Consider the following 20,432-nt stretch of genomic DNA (forward strand, 5'->3'; position numbering starts at 1 on the left):
GTCCGGCGCGACGGTCAGTGCGCGGCCTCGAAGGCGGCGAGGACAGAGCTGGGGATGCGGCCGCGGTCGCTCACCTTGTGGCCGTTCTCGCGGGCCCACTCGCGGACCTTGGCGAGCTGCGCCCGGTCGGTGCCGGTGCGGCGGGCGGCGGTGCGTGTGCCGCCGCCGAGCCGCGTCGTGGTCTTGCGACCGTGGCCGATCCACGTGGCGAACGCGTCCCGGAGCTCGGCCGCGTGCTTGGACGTGAGGTCGATCTCGTACGACACGCCGTCGAGCGCGAACGTGACGGTCTCGTCAGCGTCACTCCCGTCGATGTCGTCGATCAGGACGATCTGCTGCTTCTGAACCACGTGAATGCCTTCCGTCACGAAAACTAGGTCATCGCCGAGAATGCCTTCGTCCGCACCGGATTGTCAATCTACTTCCTGCGCGATTCCGAATCAGGAGAATAAACTCAGCGGGAATCTGATTCGGCGGCGGCAGCAGCAGCCGCCTCTTCCGCGTCCATCTTCTCGAGCGCGAGCCGCTCGTTCCGGTCCGCGTGCAGGATCTTGCGCATCGCGAGCCAGAAGAGCAGCCCCACTCCGACGGACGGGGCGAGCCCGCTCATGATCGCGAGAAAGGTGTCCATGGGGTGTCTTTCGTTCAGGCCGTCGGCTTGACGAGCGGGAAAAGGATGGTCTCGCGGATACCGTGCCCCGTGAGCGCCATGAGGAGCCGGTCCAGGCCCATGCCCATGCCGCCCGACGGCGGCATGGCGTGCTCCATCGCGGTGAGGAAGTCCTCGTCGAGGCGCATGGCCTCGTCGTCACCCGCGGCGGCCAGCAGGGCCTGCGCCTCGAACCGCTGACGCTGCACGACCGGGTCGACCAGCTCGGAGTAGCCCGTGGCCAGCTCGAAGCCGCGCACGTACAGGTCCCACTTCTCCACCTGGCCGGGGACCGTGCGGTGGGCCCGCACCAGCGGCGACGTCTCGACCGGGAAGTCGCGCACGAACGTCGGCGCGTACAGGTCGTCACCCACGTGGTGCTCCCACAGCTCCTCGACCAGCTTGCCGTGGTTCATCTTCTTCGGGTCCACCGAGATCTCCGCCTTCTCGGCGAGCTCGAGGAGGTGTTCCACGGTGGTCTCGGGAGTGATCTCCTCGCCGACCGCCTCGGAGAGCGACCCATACATCGTGATCTGCGCCCATTCGCCGCCGAGGTCGTACTCCTCGCCGTCAGGAAGGGTGACCACCGTGGTGCCGAGGACTTCCCGCGCGGCAGTCTGCACGAGATCCTGGGTGAGGGCGCCGATCGTGTTGTAGTCGCCGTATGCCTCATAGGCCTCGAGCATCGCGAACTCCGGCGAGTGCGTGGAGTCCGCGCCCTCGTTACGGAAGTTGCGATTGATCTCGAAGACCTTCTCGACGCCGCCCACGACGGCCCGCTTGAGGAAGAGCTCCGGGGCGATGCGCAGGAACAGGTCGATGTCGTAGGCATTCATGTGCGTCATGAACGGGCGCGCCGAGGCGCCGGACGCGATCGTCTGCAGCATCGGGGTCTCGATCTCGAGAAAACCCCGGCCGTGGAAGTTGTCGCGCAGCGAGCGCACGACGCCCGCCCGGGTACGGACCATCTCGCGGGCCGCGGGGCGCGCGATGAGGTCGACGTACCGCTGCCGGACGCGGGCCTCCTCCGACAGGTCCTTGTGCAGCACCGGCAGCGGGCGCAGCGCCTTCGCCGCCAGCTGCCACCCGTCGGCGAAGACGCTCAGCTCGCCGCGGCGCGACGAGCCGACCCGGCCGTGCACGAACAGGTGGTCGCCCAGGTCGACGTCGGTCTTGAACGACGCGAGCGACTCCTCACCGACCTCCTTGAGGCTGAGCATCGCCTGCAGGCGCCGACCCTCGCCGTCCTGCAGCGTGACGAAGCACAGCTTGCCGGTGTTGCGCAGGAAGACGACGCGGCCGGCCAGGCCGACGACGTCGTCCGTCTCCTGGCCCGCCTCGAGGTGCTCGTAGCCCGCGCGGACCTCGGCGATCGAGTGCGTGACCGGCAGGCCCACGGGGTAGGGCTCCACGCCCTGCTCCAGCAGCCGGTCGCGCTTCTCCCGGCGCACGCGCATCTGCTCCGGGAGGTCGTCCGTGGCCGCGGGGTCGACGGCGGGCACGGCGGAGGCGGGGTTCTGCGGGGAGGTCACCCGTCGATTCTACGGGCGACGCACGCCACACCCGCCCCGGGTGCTATGACCCCGGGCGGAGGTCGAGCGCGAGGTCGAGGATCGGCGCCGAGTGCGTGAGGGCCCCGACGGACAGGTAGTCGACGCCGGTAGCCGCGACCTCGCGGGCACGGTCGAGGGTGAGGTTGCCGGTGGCCTCGAGCTCGACGTGCACGGGCGCGCCGTCGCGGCCCTGCCGCGCGCGGACCGCGGCGACGGTCGCGGCCAGGACGGGCGTGGGCATGTTGTCGAGCAGCAGGAAGTCCGCGCCCGCGTCGAGCGCCTCCGACGCCTGGTCCGTGGTGTCGGCCTCGACCTGCACCAGGACGTCGGGGAACGTGCGCCGGACGGCGTCGATCGCACCGCGCACGGAGCCGGCGGCCACGACGTGGTTGTCCTTGACCATCGCCACGTCGTGCAGGCCCATGCGCTTGTTGGTCCCGCCGCCGGCGCGCACCGCGTACTTCTCCAGGGCCCGCAGGCCCGGCGTCGTCTTGCGGGTGTCGAGCACCTGCGCGCCCGTGCCCGCGAGCTCGCGCGACCAGGCCGCCGTCGCCGTCGCGACGCCGGACGCCCGGGACGCGAGGTTGAGCAGCGTCCGCTCCGCGACGAGCAGCACCTGCACCGGGCCCGCGAGCGCCGCCAGCACCTGTCCGGGGGCGACGGCGTCGCCGTCCTGCGCGTGGAACGTCACCACCGGCGCCGGGAGCCCGAGACGGCCCGCGACCTGGCGCAGCGTCTCCGCCACCACGACGAGCCCCGCGACGGTGCCCGCCGACCGGGCGACGAGGTCCGCCGTCCCGGTCGCCGTCGTCGGCACCGTGGCCTGCGTCGTGACGTCGCGACCCGGGGCGGTGCCGAGGTCCTCGTCCAGCGCGGTCTCGACGGTGCGGGCGACCCACGCGGCGTCCAGCCCTGGCTCGACGGCGGACGGCTGGTCGTGGACGGGAAGGTCCTGGGGCAGGTCGCGGTGCGTGGCGGTCACGCTGCGTAACGCTACCGCCCGCGCCGCGGGGCCCTGCCGCCGCACCGTCCCGCCGAGATCCGCACTACCTCGGCAGAGCGCGAACTACCTCGCGGGGACGAGGGCTGCCTCGCGGAGGGCGCCGTCGTCGTCGAGCGCCAGGGTGACGCGGCGGCGCCAGACCGGGTCCGGCACGGGGAAGTCGGTGCGGAAGTGGCCGCCGCGGGACTCCTCGCGCAGCAGGGCGGCGTGCACGAGCGTGCTCGCGACCTGGTGCACGGTGGTCGTCTCCCACTCGGCGACCTGCGGGTCGGCGACGACGTCGGGCGCGCGGTGGGCGTCGGTCCGGACGCCGGCCAGCACCGCCGCGGCGCGCTCGAGGGACGCGGCGGAGCGCACGGGGCCCGCGCCCTCGGAGGTCGCCCGCTGCACGCGCGAACGGGCGGCGGCCGGGACGAGCGCCGCCCCGCCGGGGCGGTCCTCCGGCTCCGGGGCGCGGCGGGGTCCGGAGCCGGTGACCTGCCGCGCGACGTCGCGGGCCGCACGGTGCGCGAAGACGAGGCCCTCCAGCAACGAGTTGGACGCCAGCCGGTTGGCGCCGTGCACGCCCGTGCACGCCACCTCCCCGACGGCGTACAGCCCGGGCACCGAGGTGCGGCCGCGGGCGTCGGTCACGACGCCGCCCGAGTGGTAGTGCTGGGCGGGCGCCACCGGCACCGGCTCCTCGGTCCAGTCGATGCCCTGCGCCACGAGGCGGGCGGTGATGCTCGGGAACCGGCGGCGCAGATAATCCACTCCCCGGTGGCGGGCACCGAGGTTGCGGGCATCCAACAGCACGTGGTCGGCGTTCGTCGCGGCCATCCGCCGCACGATGGCGTGCGCGACGACGTCGCGCGGTGCCAGCTCGGCCAGCTCGTGCTCGGCCGGCATGAAGCGGTGGCCGCTGACGTCGAGCAGCAGCGCGCCCTCGCCGCGCACGGCCTCGCTGATGAGCGGCAGCTGCCCCTTGGCCCCCATGCCCTGCCACAGCACGGTCGGGTGGAACTGGACGAACTCCAGGTCGCCCACGGCAGCGCCGGCGCGCAGCGCGGCGGCGATGCCGTCCCCCGTCGCGCCCGGCGGGTTGGTCGACGAGCGGAAGACCTGACCGATGCCGCCCGTCGCGAGCACCACGACCGGCGCCAGCGCGGCCCCGACGCCGTCGCGGCTGCCTGCGCCGCGCACGTGCAGGGTGACCCCGGCGACGGGGCGGCCCGGGCCCCGCTCGGTGTCCCCGAGCACGTCGACGGGCGACCGGCGGTCGGGGGCGCCCGTGAGGACGTCGAGCACCAGCGCGTTCTCGAGCACCTCGATGCCCGGGTCGTGGCGCACGGCCTCGATCTGTGCGACGAGGGCGCGGGAGATCTCGGCCCCGGTCGCGTCACCGCCGGCGTGCGCGATCCGGTCCGCGCGGTGCCCGCCCTCGCGGGTGAGCGCGATGTCGCCGTCCGGGCCGACGTCGAACGACGTGCCGCGGGCCACGAGCTCGCGCACCCGGTCGGGGCCCTCGGTGACCAGCACCCGCACGGCCTCCGGGTCGCTCAGCCCGCCGCCGGCCGCGAGCGTGTCCGTGAGGTGGGCGTCCGGGGTGTCGTCGGGGTGCAGGGCCGCGGCGATGCCGCCCTGCGCCCACACCGTGGAGCCCGACGACAGCGCGCCCTTGGTGACCAGCAGCACCCGCGGCACGCGCGTGCGCAGCTCCAGCGCGGCGGTCAGCCCGGCGATGCCGGTGCCGACGACGATCGCGTCGGCGGCCGTGGTCCAGCCGGGAGCGGGGGCGGCGAGGGCGCGGGCGAGCCGCGGCCCGTTCACGGGGCGAGCACGCTGTTCGTCCGCCCAGCCGTCACCGGACGGCCGCGAAGGGGACGCCGCTGGAGGACAGGCCGAAGCCGTCCGGCACCTGGCCGGGGTCGTCGTCGAGCTCGACGATCCGGTTCTCCGGGTCGACGAACACGACGGCCGGGGAGTACGTGCGCGCGTCGGCGTCGGACATCGTGCCGTAGGCGATGACGATGACCGTGTCCCCGGGGTGCACGAGGTGCGCGGCCGCGCCGTTGATACTCACCTGGCGGCCGCCGCGCTCGCCGGGGATGACATAGGTCGTGAGCCGGGCGCCGTTGGTGACGTCCACCACGTCGACCTGCTGGCCGGGGTAGAGGTCGGCCGCATCGAGCAGGTCGGCGTCGATGGTGATCGAGCCGACGTAGTGCAGGTCCGCCTGCGTCACCGTGGCGCGATGGATCTTGCCGATCATCATCGGGCGCTGCAGGGAGGCGGGGCGGTTCAGGTGCTCAGTCACTGGCGTTCTCCTGTGGATCTGCGCTGTCGGCGAGGTCCACGGCCTGGTTGTCGATCAGTCGGGTGGCGCCCGTACGCGCCGCGACGAGAAGGAGGGCGGGGCCGCGGAAGTCCGCGGGCACCGGGTCCACGGTAGTCGGGTCGACGAGTGCGAGGTAATCGATCTCAACGCCGGCAGCCGCCTCCAGGATTCCCGACGCCGCCTCGAGCACCGCCGGCGCGCCACCCCCGGCGGCGTCCGCGCCCGCCCGCAGCGCGCGCGACAGGGCCAGGGCGGAGGCCCGCTCGTCGTCGGACAGGTAGGCGTTGCGCGAGGACATCGCGAGGCCGTCCGGGTCCCGCACGATCGGCACGCCGTGCACCTCGACGTCCACGTCCAGGTCGCGCACCATGCGGCGCACGGCCAGCAGCTGCTGGGCGTCCTTCTCACCGAAGAGGGCGGCGTCCGGCCGGGTCAGGTGCATGAGCTTGAGCACCACGGTGAGCACGCCGTCCAGGTGCCCGGGCCGCGACTCGCCCTCCAGCACCTCGCCGATCCGGCCCGCCGACACCCGCACGATCGGGTCCCCGTCGGGATAGACGACGTCGGGCGTGGGCGCGAAGACGAGGTCGGCGCCGACGCTCGCCAGCTTCGCGACGTCCCCGTCGAGGTCCCGGGGGTAACGGTCCAGGTCCTCCCCCGCCCCGAACTGCAGCGGGTTGACGAAGATCGTCACGATCACCTGGCCGGTCGGCCCGGCGGTCTCGCGCGCCTGCCGCACCAGCTGCAGGTGGCCGTCGTGCAGCGCGCCCATCGTCATCACGACGGCGCGGAGGTCGGTCGGCTCCGGCCCGGACAGCGTCCACGCACCCATCGCGTCGTGCAGCTCGGCCCGGGTGCGCACGACGGCGGGGGCGCGCCCGGCGTCGTCGGCCTGCGGCGGGGTGGGGGTGTCGGCGCTCATCGGGGCTCCTGAGGTGGGTCGACCCGGGGCGGGTCGTCGCGAGGCGGGTCGTCGCGAGGCGGGTCGTCGGGGTGGGGCGCGTCCGGCGGGGCGAGCGCGTCGAGCAGCTCGCGCGCCGCACGGTCGCCGATGCGGTGGGCGGCGAGCGCGCGGCTCGTGGCGCCACGGGCGAGCTCGGTGTACGACGCGGGCACGTCGGTGGCCCCGGTCCGCGCGGCCAGCGACCGCAGGGCGTCGAGGTGCGTGCGCACCGTGCCGACGTCGCCGCGGGACACCGGGCCGGTGAGGGCCGTGACCGCCCCGGGGCCGTCGGCGACGTCCGCGGCGCGCGTCGCGCCGTCCAGCGCCGCCGACAGCAGCGGGGCGAGCGCCCTGCCGGGCTGCTCGACCCCGGCCGCCTCGAGCGCCTGCGCCGCCTGCGCCACGAGCACCACCAGGTGGTTCGCGCCGTGCGCGAGGGCCGCGTGGTAGAGCCCCCGGGCCTCCTCCGCGACGATCACGGGTTCACCGCCCACCTCCACGACGAGCGCCTGCCCGATGGGCTGCACGGCCGCCGGCGCGGTGACCGCGAACGTGCAGCCCTCCAGGCGGTGCAGGTCCAGGGACGTGCCCGTGAACGTCATCGCCGGGTGCAGCGCCACCGGGATGGCGCCCGCGCGGCGCGCCGGGTCGAGCACGCCCACGCCGTACCGGCCGGACGTGTGCACCACGAGCTGCCCGGGCTGCCACGCGCCGAGCGTCGCGAGCCCGCTCACGACCTCCGCCAGCGCGTCGTCGGGCACCGCCAGCAGCACCATCTCTGCGCGCTCCACGACGTCGCCCACCTCGAGGTGCGGGACGCCGGGCAGCAGGGTCGCGATCCGTTCCCGCGACTCCTCGCTGACGCCGCTCGCCCCGACGACGGTGTGCCCCGCGGCCCGCAGCGCGCTGCCGAGCACGGCGCCCACCCGGCCCGCACCGACGACGCCGACACCGAGGCGGCCCGGGCGCGCCGACGCCGGTGCGGCCGCCGGGGCCGGGCGCTCGTCGTCGGGCGCGCTCATCGGTGCCCCTCCATCCAGCGCTCCGGCCCGGCGTGGGCACGGGCGGCGCGGGCGCGGGCGGACTGCTCGCCGAGCAGTCGTGCCGCCTCGTCCTCGGCCAGGTGGTAGACGACCGGGCTGATCGGGCCCGGTGTGGAGTGCAGCGCGAACGACGCCAGCCCGCGCCGACGCTGCCACGGCCCCTGGGTGAGTCCCAGGGACTGCGTGCGCTCGTGCGGCACGACCTCGAGGCGTCGCACGAACCGTCCGCCCCGCGCCAGCAGGGCGCGGCCCGTCACGGCGTACCCGTTGCGGCGCCAGCTCCACGGGTCGAGCAGGCGGGCGCTCCGCGGGCTGGTGACGAACCAGCGGTCCGTGCGGGCGTCGCCGGTGAGGGCCTCGTCGAGCAGGGCCAGGGTGGCGTCCGGGTCGGCGACCTCGAGGTCCGGCAGCACCAGCCACAGGGCGGTGAGCGCCTCTTCGCGGGGGCCCACCGGCAGCAGCACGTGCTGCTGCTCGCCCTGCTGCTGCCCCTCGCCGCCGCCGTACCCGGCCACGTTGACCTTGACGCGCCACCAGTCCGGCCCCCGCCACAGCGGGCCCTGCGTGAGCGACACCGCCTGCACGCGGCCCGGCGGGATCGTCTGAGCACGCGTCTCCAGCAGACCGTGCCGCAGCCGGATCCCGTCCGGGGACAGCGCGGCGCGGAACCCGAACTCGCCCGCGAACCGCTGGAAGATGTAGCCGCCGACGCCGAGGATCGCGGGCAGCGCGGAGAACAGGATGCTCACCTCACGGGTCACGGCGACCGCCACGCCCACGCCGACCAGCACCAGGACCCCGAGCCACACGCCCGGCATCCGCAGCAGCGACAGGAGCAGGCGCGTCGGCGGCACCTCGTACACCTGCCGCTCCGGTGCCTCCGGGGCGACGTCGTCGAGCCCGTCGAGGACGTCGTCCGAGCCCGGCGACGCCGCCGACGGGCCGGGCACTCCAGGCGCGACCGAGGACCCCGGCCCGACCGACGATGCCGGGGTCCCGACAGGCCCGACCGACGGACCGGACCCGACGGACGGGGCCGGCCGGTCGGTGCGGCGGGCGGCCTTGACGCCCGCCGCGCGCGCCAGCAGGTCCGCGCGCAGGTGCTGCGCGTCCGCCTCCTTGAGGAAGCCGATGGCCACCCCCGAGTCGGAGCCGCCCGCCACCTCCAGGCGCAGCTCCGCCAGCCCGAACAGCCGCGCCAGCAGCGGCTGGCGCACGTCGACGGCCTGCAGCCGGTCGAGGCGGGCGTGCCGTTGCTGCCGGAACAGGATGCCCTTGCGCAGGTGCACGACGTCGTCGTCCACCGCGTACGCCGTCATGCGCCAGGCCAGCGCCGCGTACCCGAAGATGATGCCGACGAGCACGACCACGCCGAGCAGCACCACCCACCACAGGCTGCGGATCGAGTCGGCCGCCTTGATCGCGTTCGACACGTCGTCGAGCACCTGCTGGCTCGCGATGACGAGGATCGCGACGACAGCCGCCCAGCCCCGCACGAACGGGGTGACGGGGTGCACGCGGCGCCAGTCCAGGTCGGGCCGCACGGCCGGCGTCGGTTCGGGCGTCGGTTCGGGCGTCGGTTCGGGCGTCGGTTCGGGCGTCGGTTCGGGCGTCGGTTCGGGCGTCGGCAGCGGGGTCGGCTCCGGGGTCGAGGCGCTCACAGGCCGGCCAGCCTCGCCTCACCGCGCGCGGTGAGACGGTCGCGCAGCCGCTCGGCCTCGTCGGGCACGAGGCCGGGGATGTCGGCGTCGGTGCCCGCCGACGCGGTGTGCAGCTGCACCTTCGCGATGCCGAGCTTGCGGTCCAACGGACCCGCCTCCACGTCCACGTACTGCATGCGGCCGTACGGGACGACGACGAGCGTGCGGAACATGATGCCCTTGCGGATCAGCAGGTCGTCGTCGCGCTCCGCGTACCCGATCGCGCGCACCTGGCGCGGCACGAGCAGCAGCGCCCACACCAGCAGCGCAGCCGGGATGCCGGCCAGGAGCCAGAACCACGGGGAGACGAGGACGGCGAGCACCACGCCTGTGACGATCGGCACGGCCAGGGTGGCGGACGTCGAGATCAGGCGCGCCGGCACGAGCCGTGGCGACACGCGCTGCCAAGCGACGTCCGGCGGGTCGAAGGGACCGGTCTGCCGCGTGGTCGACGGGTCGGCGCCCGCGGGGATGCTGGTCATGGGACCCATCCTTCCATCCGGGGCGACCGCGCTCACGACGGCAGCGGGTCCGCGTGCTCCTCGGTGTCGCCGCCGTCGGCGTCGTCGGAGGGCGGGAGCTGGCAGAACCGCTCCACGACGAGGCCCACCACGCACAGCACCACCGCGCACGCCGCCGCGATGCCGGCCGCGACCGCCTGGTCGCGGCGCGCCTCGATCTGCAGCTGTCCCAGCACCACCAGCACGCTCGCGACGTACCGGCCCGCGAGCAGCGCCCCGGTCAGCGCCCCCGCCTTGGCCAGCACGAACGTGCGGGCCGCGCGCAGAGGGTCGAGGCCGGGGCGGTCGCCCTTCTGGTAGGCGCGCACCGCCCAGCCCATCCAGAAGATGACGCCGGCGAGCGCGAGGATCGCGACGTCCTCCACCCATGCGACCGAGGGCAGGTAGATGCCGCGCGACTCGAGCAGCCGGAGCAGCCCGGCACCGCCGACCGCCACCACGGCGGCGACGAGGGCGAGCAGGCGGACCGAGGTGCGGCGCATCTCAGCGCTCGTCCTCCCCGTACCGCTCCTGCGGGCGGGCCTGACCGGGGTGCACCTCCGGCAGCGGGGCGAACGGGTCGGGGAAGGCCGGCGCGTCGGCGGTGGGGAGATCGGCCGCCGGGGCCGGCGCGGGGGCCGGCGGCACCGGTTCGTGCCGCACGGGCCCCGCGACCAGCGGCTGCGGGGAGAACTGCTCGGGCGTGTAGGCCCCGGGGGCCGACGTCGCCGGGGCGAACGACGACGGCGCAGCGGGAGGCATCGCCGGGCTCGACGGCACGGGGGCGGACGGCACCGGGCTCGACGGTGCCGGGGGCACCGGCGCGTGGGAGTGCTCCGGCGCACCGCTCAGGGGATCCGCGGGCGCCGGCGCGGGCGGCCCGACGGGCGCGAACGGCCGCGGCATGACGGGCTGGTCCGGGTCCGGGCCGAACGGGTCGGGCGCGACGGCGCGCGGCTCCGCGGCGGGCGGGTCCTCGCGGCGCGGCTCGGCGACCGGCGGCTCGGCGACGGGCTGCTCGGCGACCGGCGGCACCGGCGCGTACGGGTCCGCGACCGGGCCGTCGTCGGACGACGGTTCGACGGCACGAGGCTCGGCGGCACGAGGCTCGACCGTGGGCGGCTCGGCTGCGGCGACCTCCGGGGCGTAGGCCTCGGGCGCGAAGGCTTCGGGCGAGTAGGTCTCGGGCGAGTAGGTCTCGGGCGCGTACGCCTCGGGTGCGTACGCCTCAGGTGCGTAAGCCTCGCCCGGAGAGGCCGGCTCCGGGTCGTCGGCGGCGGGCTCGGCCGCGACGGCGGACTGCGGCACCGGCGTGGACGGCGCCGGGTCGGACGCGCCGACGGACACCTGCCCGGTGCTCTGCGTGGGCCCGGTCAGCCAGTCGAGCGCGAGCCAGCGGATGCCGCCCCGGTCGGGGGCCGTCACCGCGAGCTGCCCGACGGGGCCGCCGCCGGGACCGCCGAGCAGCGCGTCCGGCGCCACCTCCGCCCACGGCACGAGCACGAAGGCCCGCTCCTGCGCGCGCGGGTGCGGCAGCTCCAGGTCGGGCGCCGTCGCGACGAGCGACCCGTACTGCACGATGTCGACGTCGAGGGTGCGCGGCCCCCACCGCTCCTCGCGGACCCGGCCGTGCTGCGCCTCCACCTGCTGTGTGCTGCGCAGCAGGTCGCGCGGCGACAGCGTGGTCCGCACGACGAGCACCGCGTTGAGGTAGTCCGGCTGCTCGGGCCCGCCGACCGCGGCCGTGCGCGCGAGCGGCGAGACCTCCATGACCTGCACGCCCGGCTGCCGGTCGACGTCGGTCACGGCCTGGCGCAGCGTGACCTGCGCGTCGCCGAGATTCGCGCCGAGCGCCAGCACGGCCTCGACCGGCTCCGCGGGCGTCGCGTCGAGCGGGTCGCCGGCCGGCGCAGGCTCGGGCTCGGCGTCCACGTCGGGCGTCGGCGGGACGGGCACCGCGACGGGTGCCGGCGGGACGGGCACGGCGGCCACGGCCGGGGCCGCGTCGATCAGGGCCGCGGCGGCAGCCTGCGCCGCGGCGTGGGGCTCGGCGTAGGACTCGGCCACCGGCTCCTCGACGACGCCCGGCACCGGCACGACCGGCGGGTGCGCGCGGTCGCGGCGCACCACGATCTCGACGTCGTCGAAAGGCACCGGGATGGGCGCCTGCGGCTTGTGCACGCGCACGTCGACGGCCTGCACCGCGGGGTGGTCCAGCACCACGGCGGCGATCCGCTCGGCGACGGTCTCCACGAGGTCGGCCGGGGAGCCGGCCAGGACGTCGTGCACGTCCTGCGCGACATCGGCGTAGCTCACCGTCTGCCCGAGGTCGTCGGACGACGCCGCGGCCCGGGTGTCCAGGTGCAGCACCACGTCGGCGCTGAAGACCTGCCCGTCGGCGCGCTCGTGCGCGAGCACCCCGTGGTGGCCCGTCGCCGAGACGCCGGCGAGGCGGATCTGGTCGAGCGGCTGTCCGTCCGGTCCCGGTACGGCTGCAGCGAACGTCACGAGAGGCCCTCCTTGCTGGCGGCGGTTCCTGCCCTGCCCACGGCTTCGGTGCGGTGCGCCGGTGCGGTCATCCCGGCATCCTCCACGTCGCGGGACGCCGCCGTCCAGGCGTCCGCGACGCGGACGGCGTCGGCGCTGGCACGCACGGCGTGCACCCGCACCGCCCACGCCCCGGCGGCGGCGGACAGCGCGGAGACCGCGGCAGTGGCGTCGTCGCGCTCCAGCGGCGGCGCGGGCTCGTCGGCGGACAGCCCGCGCGTGCCCTCGAGCAGGTGGCCCAGGAATCGCTTGCGGGAGGCGCCCACGAGGACCGGACGGCCGAGCGAGTGCAGGGCGTCCAGGTGCGCGAGGATCGGCCAGTTCAGCGCACCGGCCTTCGAGAACCCGAGGCCCGGGTCGAGCACGATCTGGTCCGGGCTCACGCCGACCGCGACGAGCGCGTCCATGCGGGCCGCGAGCTCGTCGCGCACCTCCGTCACGACGTCGTCGTACACCTCGAGGCTGTCCATGACGTCGGCGTGCCCGCGCCAGTGCATCGCGACGTACGCCACGCCGGTCTCCGCCACGACGTGCCCCATGCGCGGGTCGGCGTAGCTGCCCGAGACGTCGTTGACGATCCGCGCGCCCGCCGCGACCGCCGCCTCGGCGACCGAGGCCCGGGTCGTGTCGACCGACACCACCGCGCCGTGCGCCGCGAGCCGCTCGATGACGGGCACCACCCGGCGCAGCTCCTCCGCCTCGTCGACGCGCGCCGAGCCCGGGCGGGTCGACTCGCCGCCGACGTCGAGGATCTCCGCGCCCTCGCCCATCAGGTCGAGGCCGTGCTGCACGCCCGCGTCGGCGTCGAACCACCGGCCGCCGTCCGAGAACGAGTCGGGCGTGATGTTCACGACGCCCATGACGAGGCAGCGGCCGACGCCGGACAGCTCCGGCAGCCCGGCGACCACCGCGTCGCGCGGGTGCGCGGTCATGCCCAGGTCACCGCCCCATGACGAGACTCATGGCCTCGGCGCGGGTCGTCGCGCTCTGCATAATGCCGCGCACGGCCGACGTCACGGTGCGCGACCCCGGCTTGCGGACCCCGCGCATCGACATGCACAGGTGTTCGCACTCCACGACGACGAGGACGCCGCGCGGCTCGAGGATGCGCACCATCGCGTCGGCGATCTGCGTGGTCAGCCGCTCCTGCACCTGCGGGCGCCGCGCGTACACCTCGACGAGCCGCGCGATCTTGGACAGGCCCGTGATGCGCCCGTCCGTGCTCGGGATGTAGCCGACGTGCGCCACGCCGTGGAAGGGCACCAGGTGGTGCTCGCACGTCGAGTACACCTCGATGTCGCGCACCAGCACCATCTCCTCGTGGCCGAGGTCGAAGGTGGTGGTGAGCACGTCCTCGGGCTCCTGGCGGAGCCCCGCGAAGATCTCCTGGTAGGCGCGCGCCACGCGGGCAGGCGTCTCCTTGAGACCCTCGCGCTCGGGGTCCTCCCCGACCGCGAGCAGCAGCTCGCGGACGGCCGCCTCGGCGCGGGCCGAGTCGTACGGCGGCACGTCCGCGGCAGCGCGCATGCCCAGGTCCGTCACCGGATCGGTCACCGGTGCTCCCCCGCCGCCGGCGGTTCGGTGTCGGTGCCGACACCGGGGCCGGCCTCCTGCAGGTCGTTCTCGTTGCCCACGATGGCCGCCTCGTCCTGCGGCACGACCGACTGCCCGTTGCCGTCGAAGGCGGCGCGCTCGCCGTCGGTCATGATCGGACCCCGCGTGTGCACGGTGCGCTGCTCGCTCGACAGCCACACGTCGCGGGGCTCCCGCTTCACCACGGGGGCGAAGATCTCGGCCAGCTCGGCCTGGTTGAGCGTCTCCTTCTCGAGCAGACGCAGCACCAGGTCGTCGAGCACGTCGCGGTACTGGGTGAGCACCTCCCAGGCCTCGTCGTGCGCCGACTCGATGAGCTTGCGCACCTCGTGGTCCACGGTGCCGGCGACGGCCTCCGAGTAGTCCCGCTGGTGGCCCATGTCGCGGCCCAGGAACGGCTCGCCCGAGCCGTTGCCGAGCTTGATCGCGCCGACCTTCTCGCTCATGCCGAACTCGGTGACCATCTTGCGGGCGGTCGACGTGGCCTTCTCGATGTCGTTGCTGGCGCCCGTGGTCGGGTCGTGGAAGACGATCTCCTCGGCCACGCGGCCGCCCATCGCGTACGCGAGCTGGTCGAGCAGCTCGTTGCGGGTGGTGGAGTACTTGTCCTCCATCGGCATGACCATCGTGTAGCCGAGGGCCCGGCCGCGCGGCAGGATCGTCACCTTGGTGACGGGGTCCGTGTAGCGCATCGCCGCCGCCACCAGGGCGTGACCGCCCTCGTGGTACGCGGTGATCTTCTGCTCCTTGACCTGCATCACGCGGGTGCGCTTCTGCGGGCCGGCGATGACGCGGTCGATGGCCTCGTCCAGCGCGCGGTCGTCGATGAGCTGGGCCCCGCTGCGGGCGGTGAGCAGCGCCGCCTCGTTGAGCACGTTGGCCAGGTCCGCACCGGTGAAGCCGGGCGTGCGGCGGGCGACGACGGCCAGGTCGATGCTCTCCACCATCGGCTTGCCCTGCGCGTGCACCTGGAGGATGTGCTCGCGGCCCTTGAGGTCCGGGGCCTCGACGGCGACCTGTCGGTCGAAGCGGCCCGGGCGCAGCAACGCGGGGTCGAGGATGTCGGGCCGGTTGGTGGCCGCGATGAGGATGACGTTCGTCTTGACGTCGAAGCCGTCCATCTCGACGAGCATCTGGTTCAGCGTCTGCTCGCGCTCGTCGTGCCCGCCGCCCATGCCGGCGCCGCGGTGGCGGCCGACGGCGTCGATCTCGTCGACGAAGATGATCGCGGGCGAGTTGTTCTTGGCCTGCTCGAACAGGTCCCGCACGCGGGACGCGCCGACGCCGACGAACATCTCGACGAAGTCCGAGCCGGAGATCGAGTAGAACGGCACCCCCGCCTCGCCCGCGACGGCGCGCGCGAGGAGGGTCTTGCCGGTACCGGGCGGGCCGTACAGCAGCACGCCCTTGGGGATCTTGGCGCCGACGGCCTGGAACTTGGCCGGATCCTCCAGGAACTCCTTGATCTCCTGGAGCTCCTCGACCGCCTCGTCCACGCCCGCGACGTCGACGAACGTCACCTGCGGCATGTCCTTGCTGATGAGCTTGGCCTTGGACTTGCCGAAGCCCATGACGCCGTTGCGCCCGCCGCCCTGCATGCGCGACAGGATGAACCAGAAGACGACGCCGATGATGAGGAACGGGATGAGGAAGCCCAGCATCGAGCTCCAGAAGCTCGGCTGCGGCACCTCGGAGTTGAAGCCGTCCTTCAGGTCGGCACCGTCGACGGCCGTCGCCACTGCGTCGCCCTGGGGCTCGACGTAGAAGAACTCGACCTTCGTGCCGTGGTCCTGCTCGCTCTCGGTGCCCTCGCCCGTGACGTACTTCTCGCTCAGCTCCAGCTCGACGCGCTGCTCCCCGTCCACGATCAGGGCATGGTCGACGGTGTCGCCGGAGAGCAGCTCGAGACCCTGCGAGGTCTCGATCCGCGACACTCGGTCGGTGTTGAACGCGCTGAAGGCCAGCGAGACGAGCAGCAGGCCGACCACGATCCAGATGATCGGGCCGCTCAGGATCTTCTTGATGTTCATCGGCGACGGGGACGGCTCCCCGCTTCCCTTCCGTCGGGCAACGTGTGGTTCACGACGCTACACGCCGAGTGTGGACGAACCGTGGGTGTTCGCCCAGGGCGCGACGGCGCTGGTCAGGAGTAGACGTGGGGCGCGAGCGTGCCGACGAACGGCAGGTTGCGGTACTTCTCGGCGTAGTCGAGGCCGTAGCCGACCACGAACTCGTTGGGGATGTCGAAGCCGACGTAGCGCACGTCCACGTCCACCTTCGCGGCGTCGGGCTTGCGCAGCATCGTCGCGATCTCCACCGACTCGGGGCCGCGGGACCGCAGGTTCGCGACGAGCCACGAGAGCGTGAGACCGGAGTCGATGACGTCCTCGACGATCAGGACGTTGCGTCCGGTGAGGTCGGCGTCCAGGTCCTTGAGGATGCGCACGACGCCGGACGACTTGGTGCCCGAGCCGTACGAGGACACGGCCATCCAGTCCATCTGCACCGGGTGGTGCAGCCGGCGCGCGAGGTCCGCCATGACCATGACGGCGCCCTTGAGCACCCCGACCAGGAGCAGGTCCTTGCCCGCGTAGTCGGCGTCGATCTGCGTGGCGATCTCGTCGAGCTTGGTGCCGATCTGCTCCTCGGTGAGCAGGATGTTGGCGAGGTCGCCTGAGACGTCCGACTGGTCCACGGTCACTCCTCGAGGGAACGGGGTTGGGGCTGGAGGTTCGCGGGCCGGGCCGGGCGGGGCACGGGGGGTCGCAGGTAGAGCCTGCCACACGCGCGGAGCGCGCGAGCGTCGCCCGGCAGGTGGACGCTTCCCTGCCCATGCCACGAGACGACGAGCGCGTCGAGGGCATCGACGTGGCGGGTCGTCGTCGCCCCGGGCGAGCAGCCGACCGCGAGCGCCGCCGCCCGCAGGGCACGACGTCGCAGCGCGGCGGGGGCTGCCGCGAGCGGCTCGGCGTCCAGCACGACCTCGCCGGTCGAGCCTGTCGGGACCCCTTCCCCGCCGGTCGAGCCTGTCGAGACCGAGGGACAGGTTTCGACAGGCTCAACCCCGGGACCGGGCTCGGCCGGCGGGATTTTGGCGGCCGCGAGCAGGTCGGCGGCCAGGGCGTCCAGTGCGTCGGCGTCGTCGCGCAGCTGATCGGCGGTGCGCGCGAGCGCCTCGACGACGCCCGGCCCGAGCGCGTCCTCCAGCACGGGCACGACGGCCCCCCGCACACGGGTCCGGGCCGGCACCGGCGCGTCGCGAGCGTCGTACATCGTCGCCTTCCCTTCGTCGGACGGCGACGAAGTACGACGCTCGTCTGGCAGGAGGTTCGTCGGGTCGGTCCAGAAGTCGACGCCGACGGCGGCGCACGCAGCCTCGGTCTGCGCGCGACGCAGGCCGAGGAACGGCCGCCGGTAGAGCCCGCGACGACGCGGCATGCCCGCCAGGGAGCGGGCCCCGCTCCCCCGCGCCAGTCCGAGCAGCACGGACTCCGCCTGGTCGTCGAGGGTGTGCCCGAGCAGCACGGCCGCGGCGCCCGCCTGCGCGGCGGCCCCCTCGAGCGCGGTGTACCGGGCGTCGCGGGCCGCGCCCTCCGGACCGCCCGCGCCGGGGGCGTCGTCCACCCGCACCCGCAGCACCAGCACCGGATCGAGACCGAGGTCGCGGCACCGCGCGGCCGCCGTCGCCGCCACGTCCGCCGATCCCGCCTGCATGCCGTGGTCCACGACGACCGCCCCGGCCCGCACCGCGAACCCCGGCGAGCGCACCGACCGGCCCACGCGCGGCGCCTCGAGGGCGGTCGCCGCCGCCAGCGCGAGGCTGTCCGCGCCGCCCGAGCAGGCGACCAGCACGAGCCCGCCCGCCGTCAGCCCCTCGAGCCTCGAGGGCGCTCCGCGGGCGAGGTCCGCGAGCTCGGCCCGGACGGCCGCGCGGGCCGCCGCGAGCGCCGGGTCCACGCGGGCCACGGTGCCGACCTCAGCCGTGCACGCGGCGCACCCAGGCGCGCGGGTCGGCGATCTCGCGGGCGGACGGCAGGTGCCCGGGCGCGGACCAGACGGCGTTCAGCCCGTCGCGGCCCACCCGCTCCTCCACGGCGCGCACGAACGCCGCCCCGTCGCGGTACTGCGCAAGCTTGGCGTCCATGCCGAGCACCCGGCGCAGCACGACGTCCAGCGCGGGCGCGCCCTCGCCGTCGCGCCGCTTCTCGAAGCGCGCGCGGATCGTGCGCACGGAGCGCACGACGCGCGGCCCGACGGCGTCCATCATCACGTCGGCGTGCCCCTCGAGCAGGGCCATGACGGCGGTGACCTCCTCGAGCTCACGGCGCTGCTCGGGCCCGAGGACGCCGTCGAGCGGCGTGACGAGCTCGCCGCGAGCGGCGCGCAGCACGGTGCGGCCGACCACCGCGACCTTCTGCCGCAGCGGTGCCCGCGTCATCGCCGTCGCGCTCGCCGTCACGCCGTGCAGGAGGTCGCCGATGCGCCCCACCAGGTGGTCGGCGAGCCACGGCGCGGTGGCGAACTGCAGGGCGTGCGTCTGCTCGTGCAGGCAGACCCACAGCCGGAAGTCGCGGGGTCGCAGCCCGAGGGCCCGCTCCACCTGCAGCACGTTGGGCGCCACGAGCAGCAGCCGGCCGTAGCCGGGCGCGTGGTCGGCACCGTACGGGTCGAACTGGCCGAGCACCCGTCCCGAGAGCAGCGCCAGCAGCCCCCCGACCTCCGCCGCGCCGGCCAGCCGCGCGGCCGCCGAGGTGGCGGGCACGTCCGTCGCGATCGCCGTCATCACCGGGTCGGTCATCGCCCGCATCGACTGGGCGTTGGCGCGGGTCCAGCCGGCCCGGTCCACCACGTGCACGTCCCCGAACCCGCCGCCCGCCGCGCGCGCGGCGGCGGGCTCCATGCCCGTGACCTCCAGCACGTGCCCGACGGCGTCCCCGGCCGCGGCGCGCAGCCCGGCGACGAGCGCGTCGAGCTCGTCGCGGGGGGCCGTGGCTCCGGGACGCGCGAGCCGTGCGGCGATCTGCGCCGCCGCCGTCCAGTCCAGCAAGGGCTCGGCGGCGGGAGCTGGCGTGGTCACGGGACCACGGTAACCACGACCGCCGTCGGCCGAGCTCGTCGTGGCCACGGACCCGGGCTCGGGCAGGCTCAACCAGCGGGCCGGCAGCCGCAGTCGGCGAGGCGGCCCGCGAAGTTGTCGAAGATGACCCGCGCGCCGTAACCGCCGCCGTCGGGCACCTTGTCCGCGATCGTGACGAAGACGAGGAGCCGGTCGTCGGCCGTGACCACGGTGCCGGCCAGACCGGTGACCTTCGGGAGGCTGCCGGTCTTGCCGTTGACGTACCCCCGTCCGGGGTTCGGCTTCGGGTAGCGGTCGTGCAAGGTGCCGTTCAGCCCCGCGACCGCGAGGCCGTCGGCGACGTCGCGCAGCTCCGGGTGGTCGGGGTCGACGGCGAGGGTCAGCAGGTCGCCCAGCTGTCGCGGCGTGGCCTTCGAGCCGCGGCCGAGCCCCGACAGGTCCACGAGCGTCGCGCCGTCCATGTCCACGCCGAGGTCCTCGACCTGCGCCGTCACGGCCCGGATCGCGTCCTCCCCGGTGCCGGGCAGGCCGGCGTCGATCGCCACGATGCGGCCCACGACCTCCGTGATCGTGTTGTCGGACCGGCGCAGCAGGTCGCCGACGACGTCGCGCAGCGGCGCGGACTCGACGCGGGCGACCTCGCGCGCCGACGACGGCGCCGTGGCACGGGAGACCTCGCCCCGCACGGTGACGCCGCGCTCCTCGAGGGCCTTCGCGAACGTGCGGGCGGCGGCCATCGCCGGGTCCTTCTCCCGGGGCGCGTACTCCTCGTCCGTGGTGCGGGCGACGTCGACGGCGAGCGCGGCCACCGGGGCCGTGTAGCCGTCCTTGACGTCGGCGGCGGGCACATCGGCAGGCACCGCCGGCCCCGCGAACAGCGTGTCGTCCACGCTGAGCGTCACCGTGGCCCCCGTGAGCCCGACCTGCCCGGCCACCTGGTCCGCGAGGTCGCCGAGGCCCGCGCGCCCGTTCACGGCGTCGGGGTCGCCGCCGCCGGCCGCGAGCATCATGTCGCCGCCGCCCACGAGCACGACGTGCGCGTCGCCGTCGAGCACCGCCGTCGTGGGGAGCGTCGTGTCGCCGCCCGGTCCGGCCAGCGCGGCCACGGCCGTGAACAGCTTCTGGGTGGAGGCCGGCACCATCGGCCGGTCGGGAGCGGCCGAGCCGAGCGTCTCCCCCGTCGCGCCGTCGACCACAAGTGCGCCGACGCGCTTGCCCAGCCGGTCGTCCTTGGCCAGCCCGGTCACGAGCTTGCCGACGGCGGAGGCCGCCGGCTCGGGCGCGTCGGACGGCAGGTCGGGCAGCGACCGCTCGGGCGTGGGTCCCGCGGTGGCGCCGGGCGCCGTCGGGAAGGGGGCCGCCGGGGCGGGCGGCGGTGCGGTGGTGAGCATGCCCGGGACCACGTCGTAGGCGTCCGCCACGAGGTAGCCGCCGAAGAGCACGACCACGGTCGTGACGGTGGCGCCGACGCTGGCCCGCCACCCCATCTCGTCCTCCCCGGTCCGTG

At 74.9% G+C, this 20,432-nt stretch carries 19 protein-coding genes; all 19 read right to left on the bottom strand.

The annotated features are described in order from the left end of the window. Window positions 1-14: 14 nt before the first annotated feature. The 19 genes from B5Y66_RS03115 to dacB all read right to left on the bottom strand — a co-directional run bounded on the left by B5Y66_RS03115 (window position 15) and on the right by dacB (window position 20,412). Window positions 15-350 carry a histone-like nucleoid-structuring protein Lsr2 gene (locus B5Y66_RS03115; RefSeq protein WP_079570803.1) on the bottom strand — a complete coding sequence of 112 codons (336 nt, stop codon included), beginning with the start codon at window positions 348-350 and terminating at the stop codon, window positions 15-17. Between the two features lie 104 nt (window positions 351-454). Further along, entirely contained in the window at window positions 455-631 is a 177-nt protein-coding gene (locus tag B5Y66_RS22445) for a hypothetical protein (protein ID WP_176168760.1), read from the bottom strand. Between the two features lie 14 nt (window positions 632-645). Next, window positions 646-2,181, bottom strand: a complete 1,536-nt coding sequence (gene lysS / locus B5Y66_RS03120; RefSeq protein WP_079570806.1) for a lysine--tRNA ligase — start codon at window positions 2,179-2,181, stop codon at window positions 646-648. 43 nt (window positions 2,182-2,224) lie between these two features. Then, window positions 2,225-3,163 (bottom strand): carboxylating nicotinate-nucleotide diphosphorylase, encoded by a 939-nt coding sequence (nadC, locus tag B5Y66_RS03125; RefSeq protein ID WP_079571747.1) that lies wholly within the window; start codon window positions 3,161-3,163, stop codon window positions 2,225-2,227. Between the two features lie 105 nt (window positions 3,164-3,268). Then, entirely contained in the window at window positions 3,269-5,014 is a 1,746-nt protein-coding gene (locus tag B5Y66_RS03130) for an L-aspartate oxidase (RefSeq protein WP_079570808.1), read from the bottom strand. A 31-nt stretch (window positions 5,015-5,045) separates the two neighbouring features. Further along, window positions 5,046-5,459, bottom strand: coding sequence for an aspartate 1-decarboxylase (panD, locus tag B5Y66_RS03135; RefSeq protein WP_079571750.1), 414 nt, complete (start codon window positions 5,457-5,459; stop codon window positions 5,046-5,048). 34 nt (window positions 5,460-5,493) lie between these two features. Continuing rightward, window positions 5,494-6,444: a pantoate--beta-alanine ligase gene (gene panC / locus B5Y66_RS03140; RefSeq protein WP_079570811.1), complete on the bottom strand. Its 951-nt coding sequence runs from the start codon at window positions 6,442-6,444 to the stop codon at window positions 5,494-5,496. Further along, window positions 6,441-7,487, bottom strand: coding sequence for a Rossmann-like and DUF2520 domain-containing protein (locus tag B5Y66_RS03145; protein WP_079570813.1), 1,047 nt, complete (start codon window positions 7,485-7,487; stop codon window positions 6,441-6,443). Before B5Y66_RS03145 ends, panC begins: the two co-directional genes overlap by 4 nt. Next, the gene (locus tag B5Y66_RS03150; RefSeq protein ID WP_245806890.1) at window positions 7,484-9,169 is read right to left on the bottom strand and encodes a PH domain-containing protein; all 1,686 of its coding nucleotides are present in this window, start codon (window positions 9,167-9,169) and stop codon (window positions 7,484-7,486) included. Before B5Y66_RS03150 ends, B5Y66_RS03145 begins: the two co-directional genes overlap by 4 nt. Next, window positions 9,166-9,690 carry a PH domain-containing protein gene (locus B5Y66_RS03155; protein WP_079570816.1) on the bottom strand — a complete coding sequence of 175 codons (525 nt, stop codon included), beginning with the start codon at window positions 9,688-9,690 and terminating at the stop codon, window positions 9,166-9,168. The genes B5Y66_RS03150 and B5Y66_RS03155 overlap by 4 nt, the downstream gene beginning before the upstream one ends. A gap of 32 nt (window positions 9,691-9,722) precedes the next feature. Continuing rightward, the gene (locus tag B5Y66_RS03160) at window positions 9,723-10,211 is read right to left on the bottom strand and encodes a DUF3180 domain-containing protein (protein WP_079570818.1); all 489 of its coding nucleotides are present in this window, start codon (window positions 10,209-10,211) and stop codon (window positions 9,723-9,725) included. Between the two features lies 1 nt (window position 10,212). Further along, window positions 10,213-12,216 (bottom strand): 2-amino-4-hydroxy-6-hydroxymethyldihydropteridine diphosphokinase, encoded by a 2,004-nt coding sequence (gene folK, locus B5Y66_RS03165; protein ID WP_079570821.1) that lies wholly within the window; start codon window positions 12,214-12,216, stop codon window positions 10,213-10,215. Continuing rightward, a complete protein-coding gene (gene folP / locus B5Y66_RS03170) occupies window positions 12,213-13,187 on the bottom strand; it encodes a dihydropteroate synthase (protein WP_079570823.1) in 975 nt (324 codons plus the stop codon). The genes folK and folP overlap by 4 nt, the downstream gene beginning before the upstream one ends. A 7-nt stretch (window positions 13,188-13,194) precedes the next feature. Beyond that, a complete protein-coding gene (gene folE, locus B5Y66_RS03175; protein ID WP_079571756.1) occupies window positions 13,195-13,782 on the bottom strand; it encodes a GTP cyclohydrolase I FolE in 588 nt (195 codons plus the stop codon). A gap of 23 nt (window positions 13,783-13,805) precedes the next feature. After that, entirely contained in the window at window positions 13,806-15,878 is a 2,073-nt protein-coding gene (gene ftsH / locus B5Y66_RS03180) for an ATP-dependent zinc metalloprotease FtsH (protein ID WP_079570826.1), read from the bottom strand. Between the two features lie 113 nt (window positions 15,879-15,991). Continuing rightward, on the bottom strand, window positions 15,992-16,543 hold the full coding sequence (gene hpt, locus B5Y66_RS03185) for a hypoxanthine phosphoribosyltransferase (protein WP_079570829.1): 552 nt from the start codon (window positions 16,541-16,543) through the stop codon (window positions 15,992-15,994). Window positions 16,544-16,545: 2 nt separating this feature from the next. After that, window positions 16,546-17,814 carry a tRNA lysidine(34) synthetase TilS gene (tilS, locus tag B5Y66_RS03190; RefSeq protein ID WP_079570832.1) on the bottom strand — a complete coding sequence of 423 codons (1,269 nt, stop codon included), beginning with the start codon at window positions 17,812-17,814 and terminating at the stop codon, window positions 16,546-16,548. 10 nt (window positions 17,815-17,824) lie between these two features. Next, window positions 17,825-18,925: a zinc-dependent metalloprotease gene (locus tag B5Y66_RS03195; protein WP_217700706.1), complete on the bottom strand. Its 1,101-nt coding sequence runs from the start codon at window positions 18,923-18,925 to the stop codon at window positions 17,825-17,827. A 68-nt stretch (window positions 18,926-18,993) separates the two neighbouring features. Next, entirely contained in the window at window positions 18,994-20,412 is a 1,419-nt protein-coding gene (dacB, locus tag B5Y66_RS03200; RefSeq protein ID WP_079570838.1) for a D-alanyl-D-alanine carboxypeptidase/D-alanyl-D-alanine endopeptidase, read from the bottom strand. Between the last annotated feature and the right edge of the window lie 20 nt (window positions 20,413-20,432).

The organism is Krasilnikoviella flava (assembly GCF_900167525.1).
Classification (GTDB): Bacteria; Actinomycetota; Actinomycetes; order Actinomycetales; family Cellulomonadaceae; genus Isoptericola; species Isoptericola flavus.

What these genes read in the sequence shown, in the direction of transcription:
- B5Y66_RS22445 (WP_176168760.1), bottom strand. Translation starts at nt 631, where the DNA reads ATGGACACCTTTCTCGCGATCATGAGCGGGCTCGCCCCGTCCGTCGGA.
- panD (WP_079571750.1), bottom strand. Translation starts at nt 5,459, where the DNA reads ATGATGATCGGCAAGATCCATCGCGCCACGGTGACGCAGGCGGACCTG.
- panC (WP_079570811.1), bottom strand. Translation starts at nt 6,444, where the DNA reads ATGAGCGCCGACACCCCCACCCCGCCGCAGGCCGACGACGCCGGGCGC.
- B5Y66_RS03145 (WP_079570813.1), bottom strand. Translation starts at nt 7,487, where the DNA reads ATGAGCGCGCCCGACGACGAGCGCCCGGCCCCGGCGGCCGCACCGGCG.
- B5Y66_RS03155 (WP_079570816.1), bottom strand. Translation starts at nt 9,690, where the DNA reads ATGACCAGCATCCCCGCGGGCGCCGACCCGTCGACCACGCGGCAGACC.
- B5Y66_RS03160 (WP_079570818.1), bottom strand. Translation starts at nt 10,211, where the DNA reads ATGCGCCGCACCTCGGTCCGCCTGCTCGCCCTCGTCGCCGCCGTGGTG.
- folP (WP_079570823.1), bottom strand. Translation starts at nt 13,187, where the DNA reads ATGACCGCGCACCCGCGCGACGCGGTGGTCGCCGGGCTGCCGGAGCTG.
- folE (WP_079571756.1), bottom strand. Translation starts at nt 13,782, where the DNA reads ATGCGCGCTGCCGCGGACGTGCCGCCGTACGACTCGGCCCGCGCCGAG.
- ftsH (WP_079570826.1), bottom strand. Translation starts at nt 15,878, where the DNA reads ATGAACATCAAGAAGATCCTGAGCGGCCCGATCATCTGGATCGTGGTC.
- dacB (WP_079570838.1), bottom strand. Translation starts at nt 20,412, where the DNA reads ATGGGGTGGCGGGCCAGCGTCGGCGCCACCGTCACGACCGTGGTCGTG.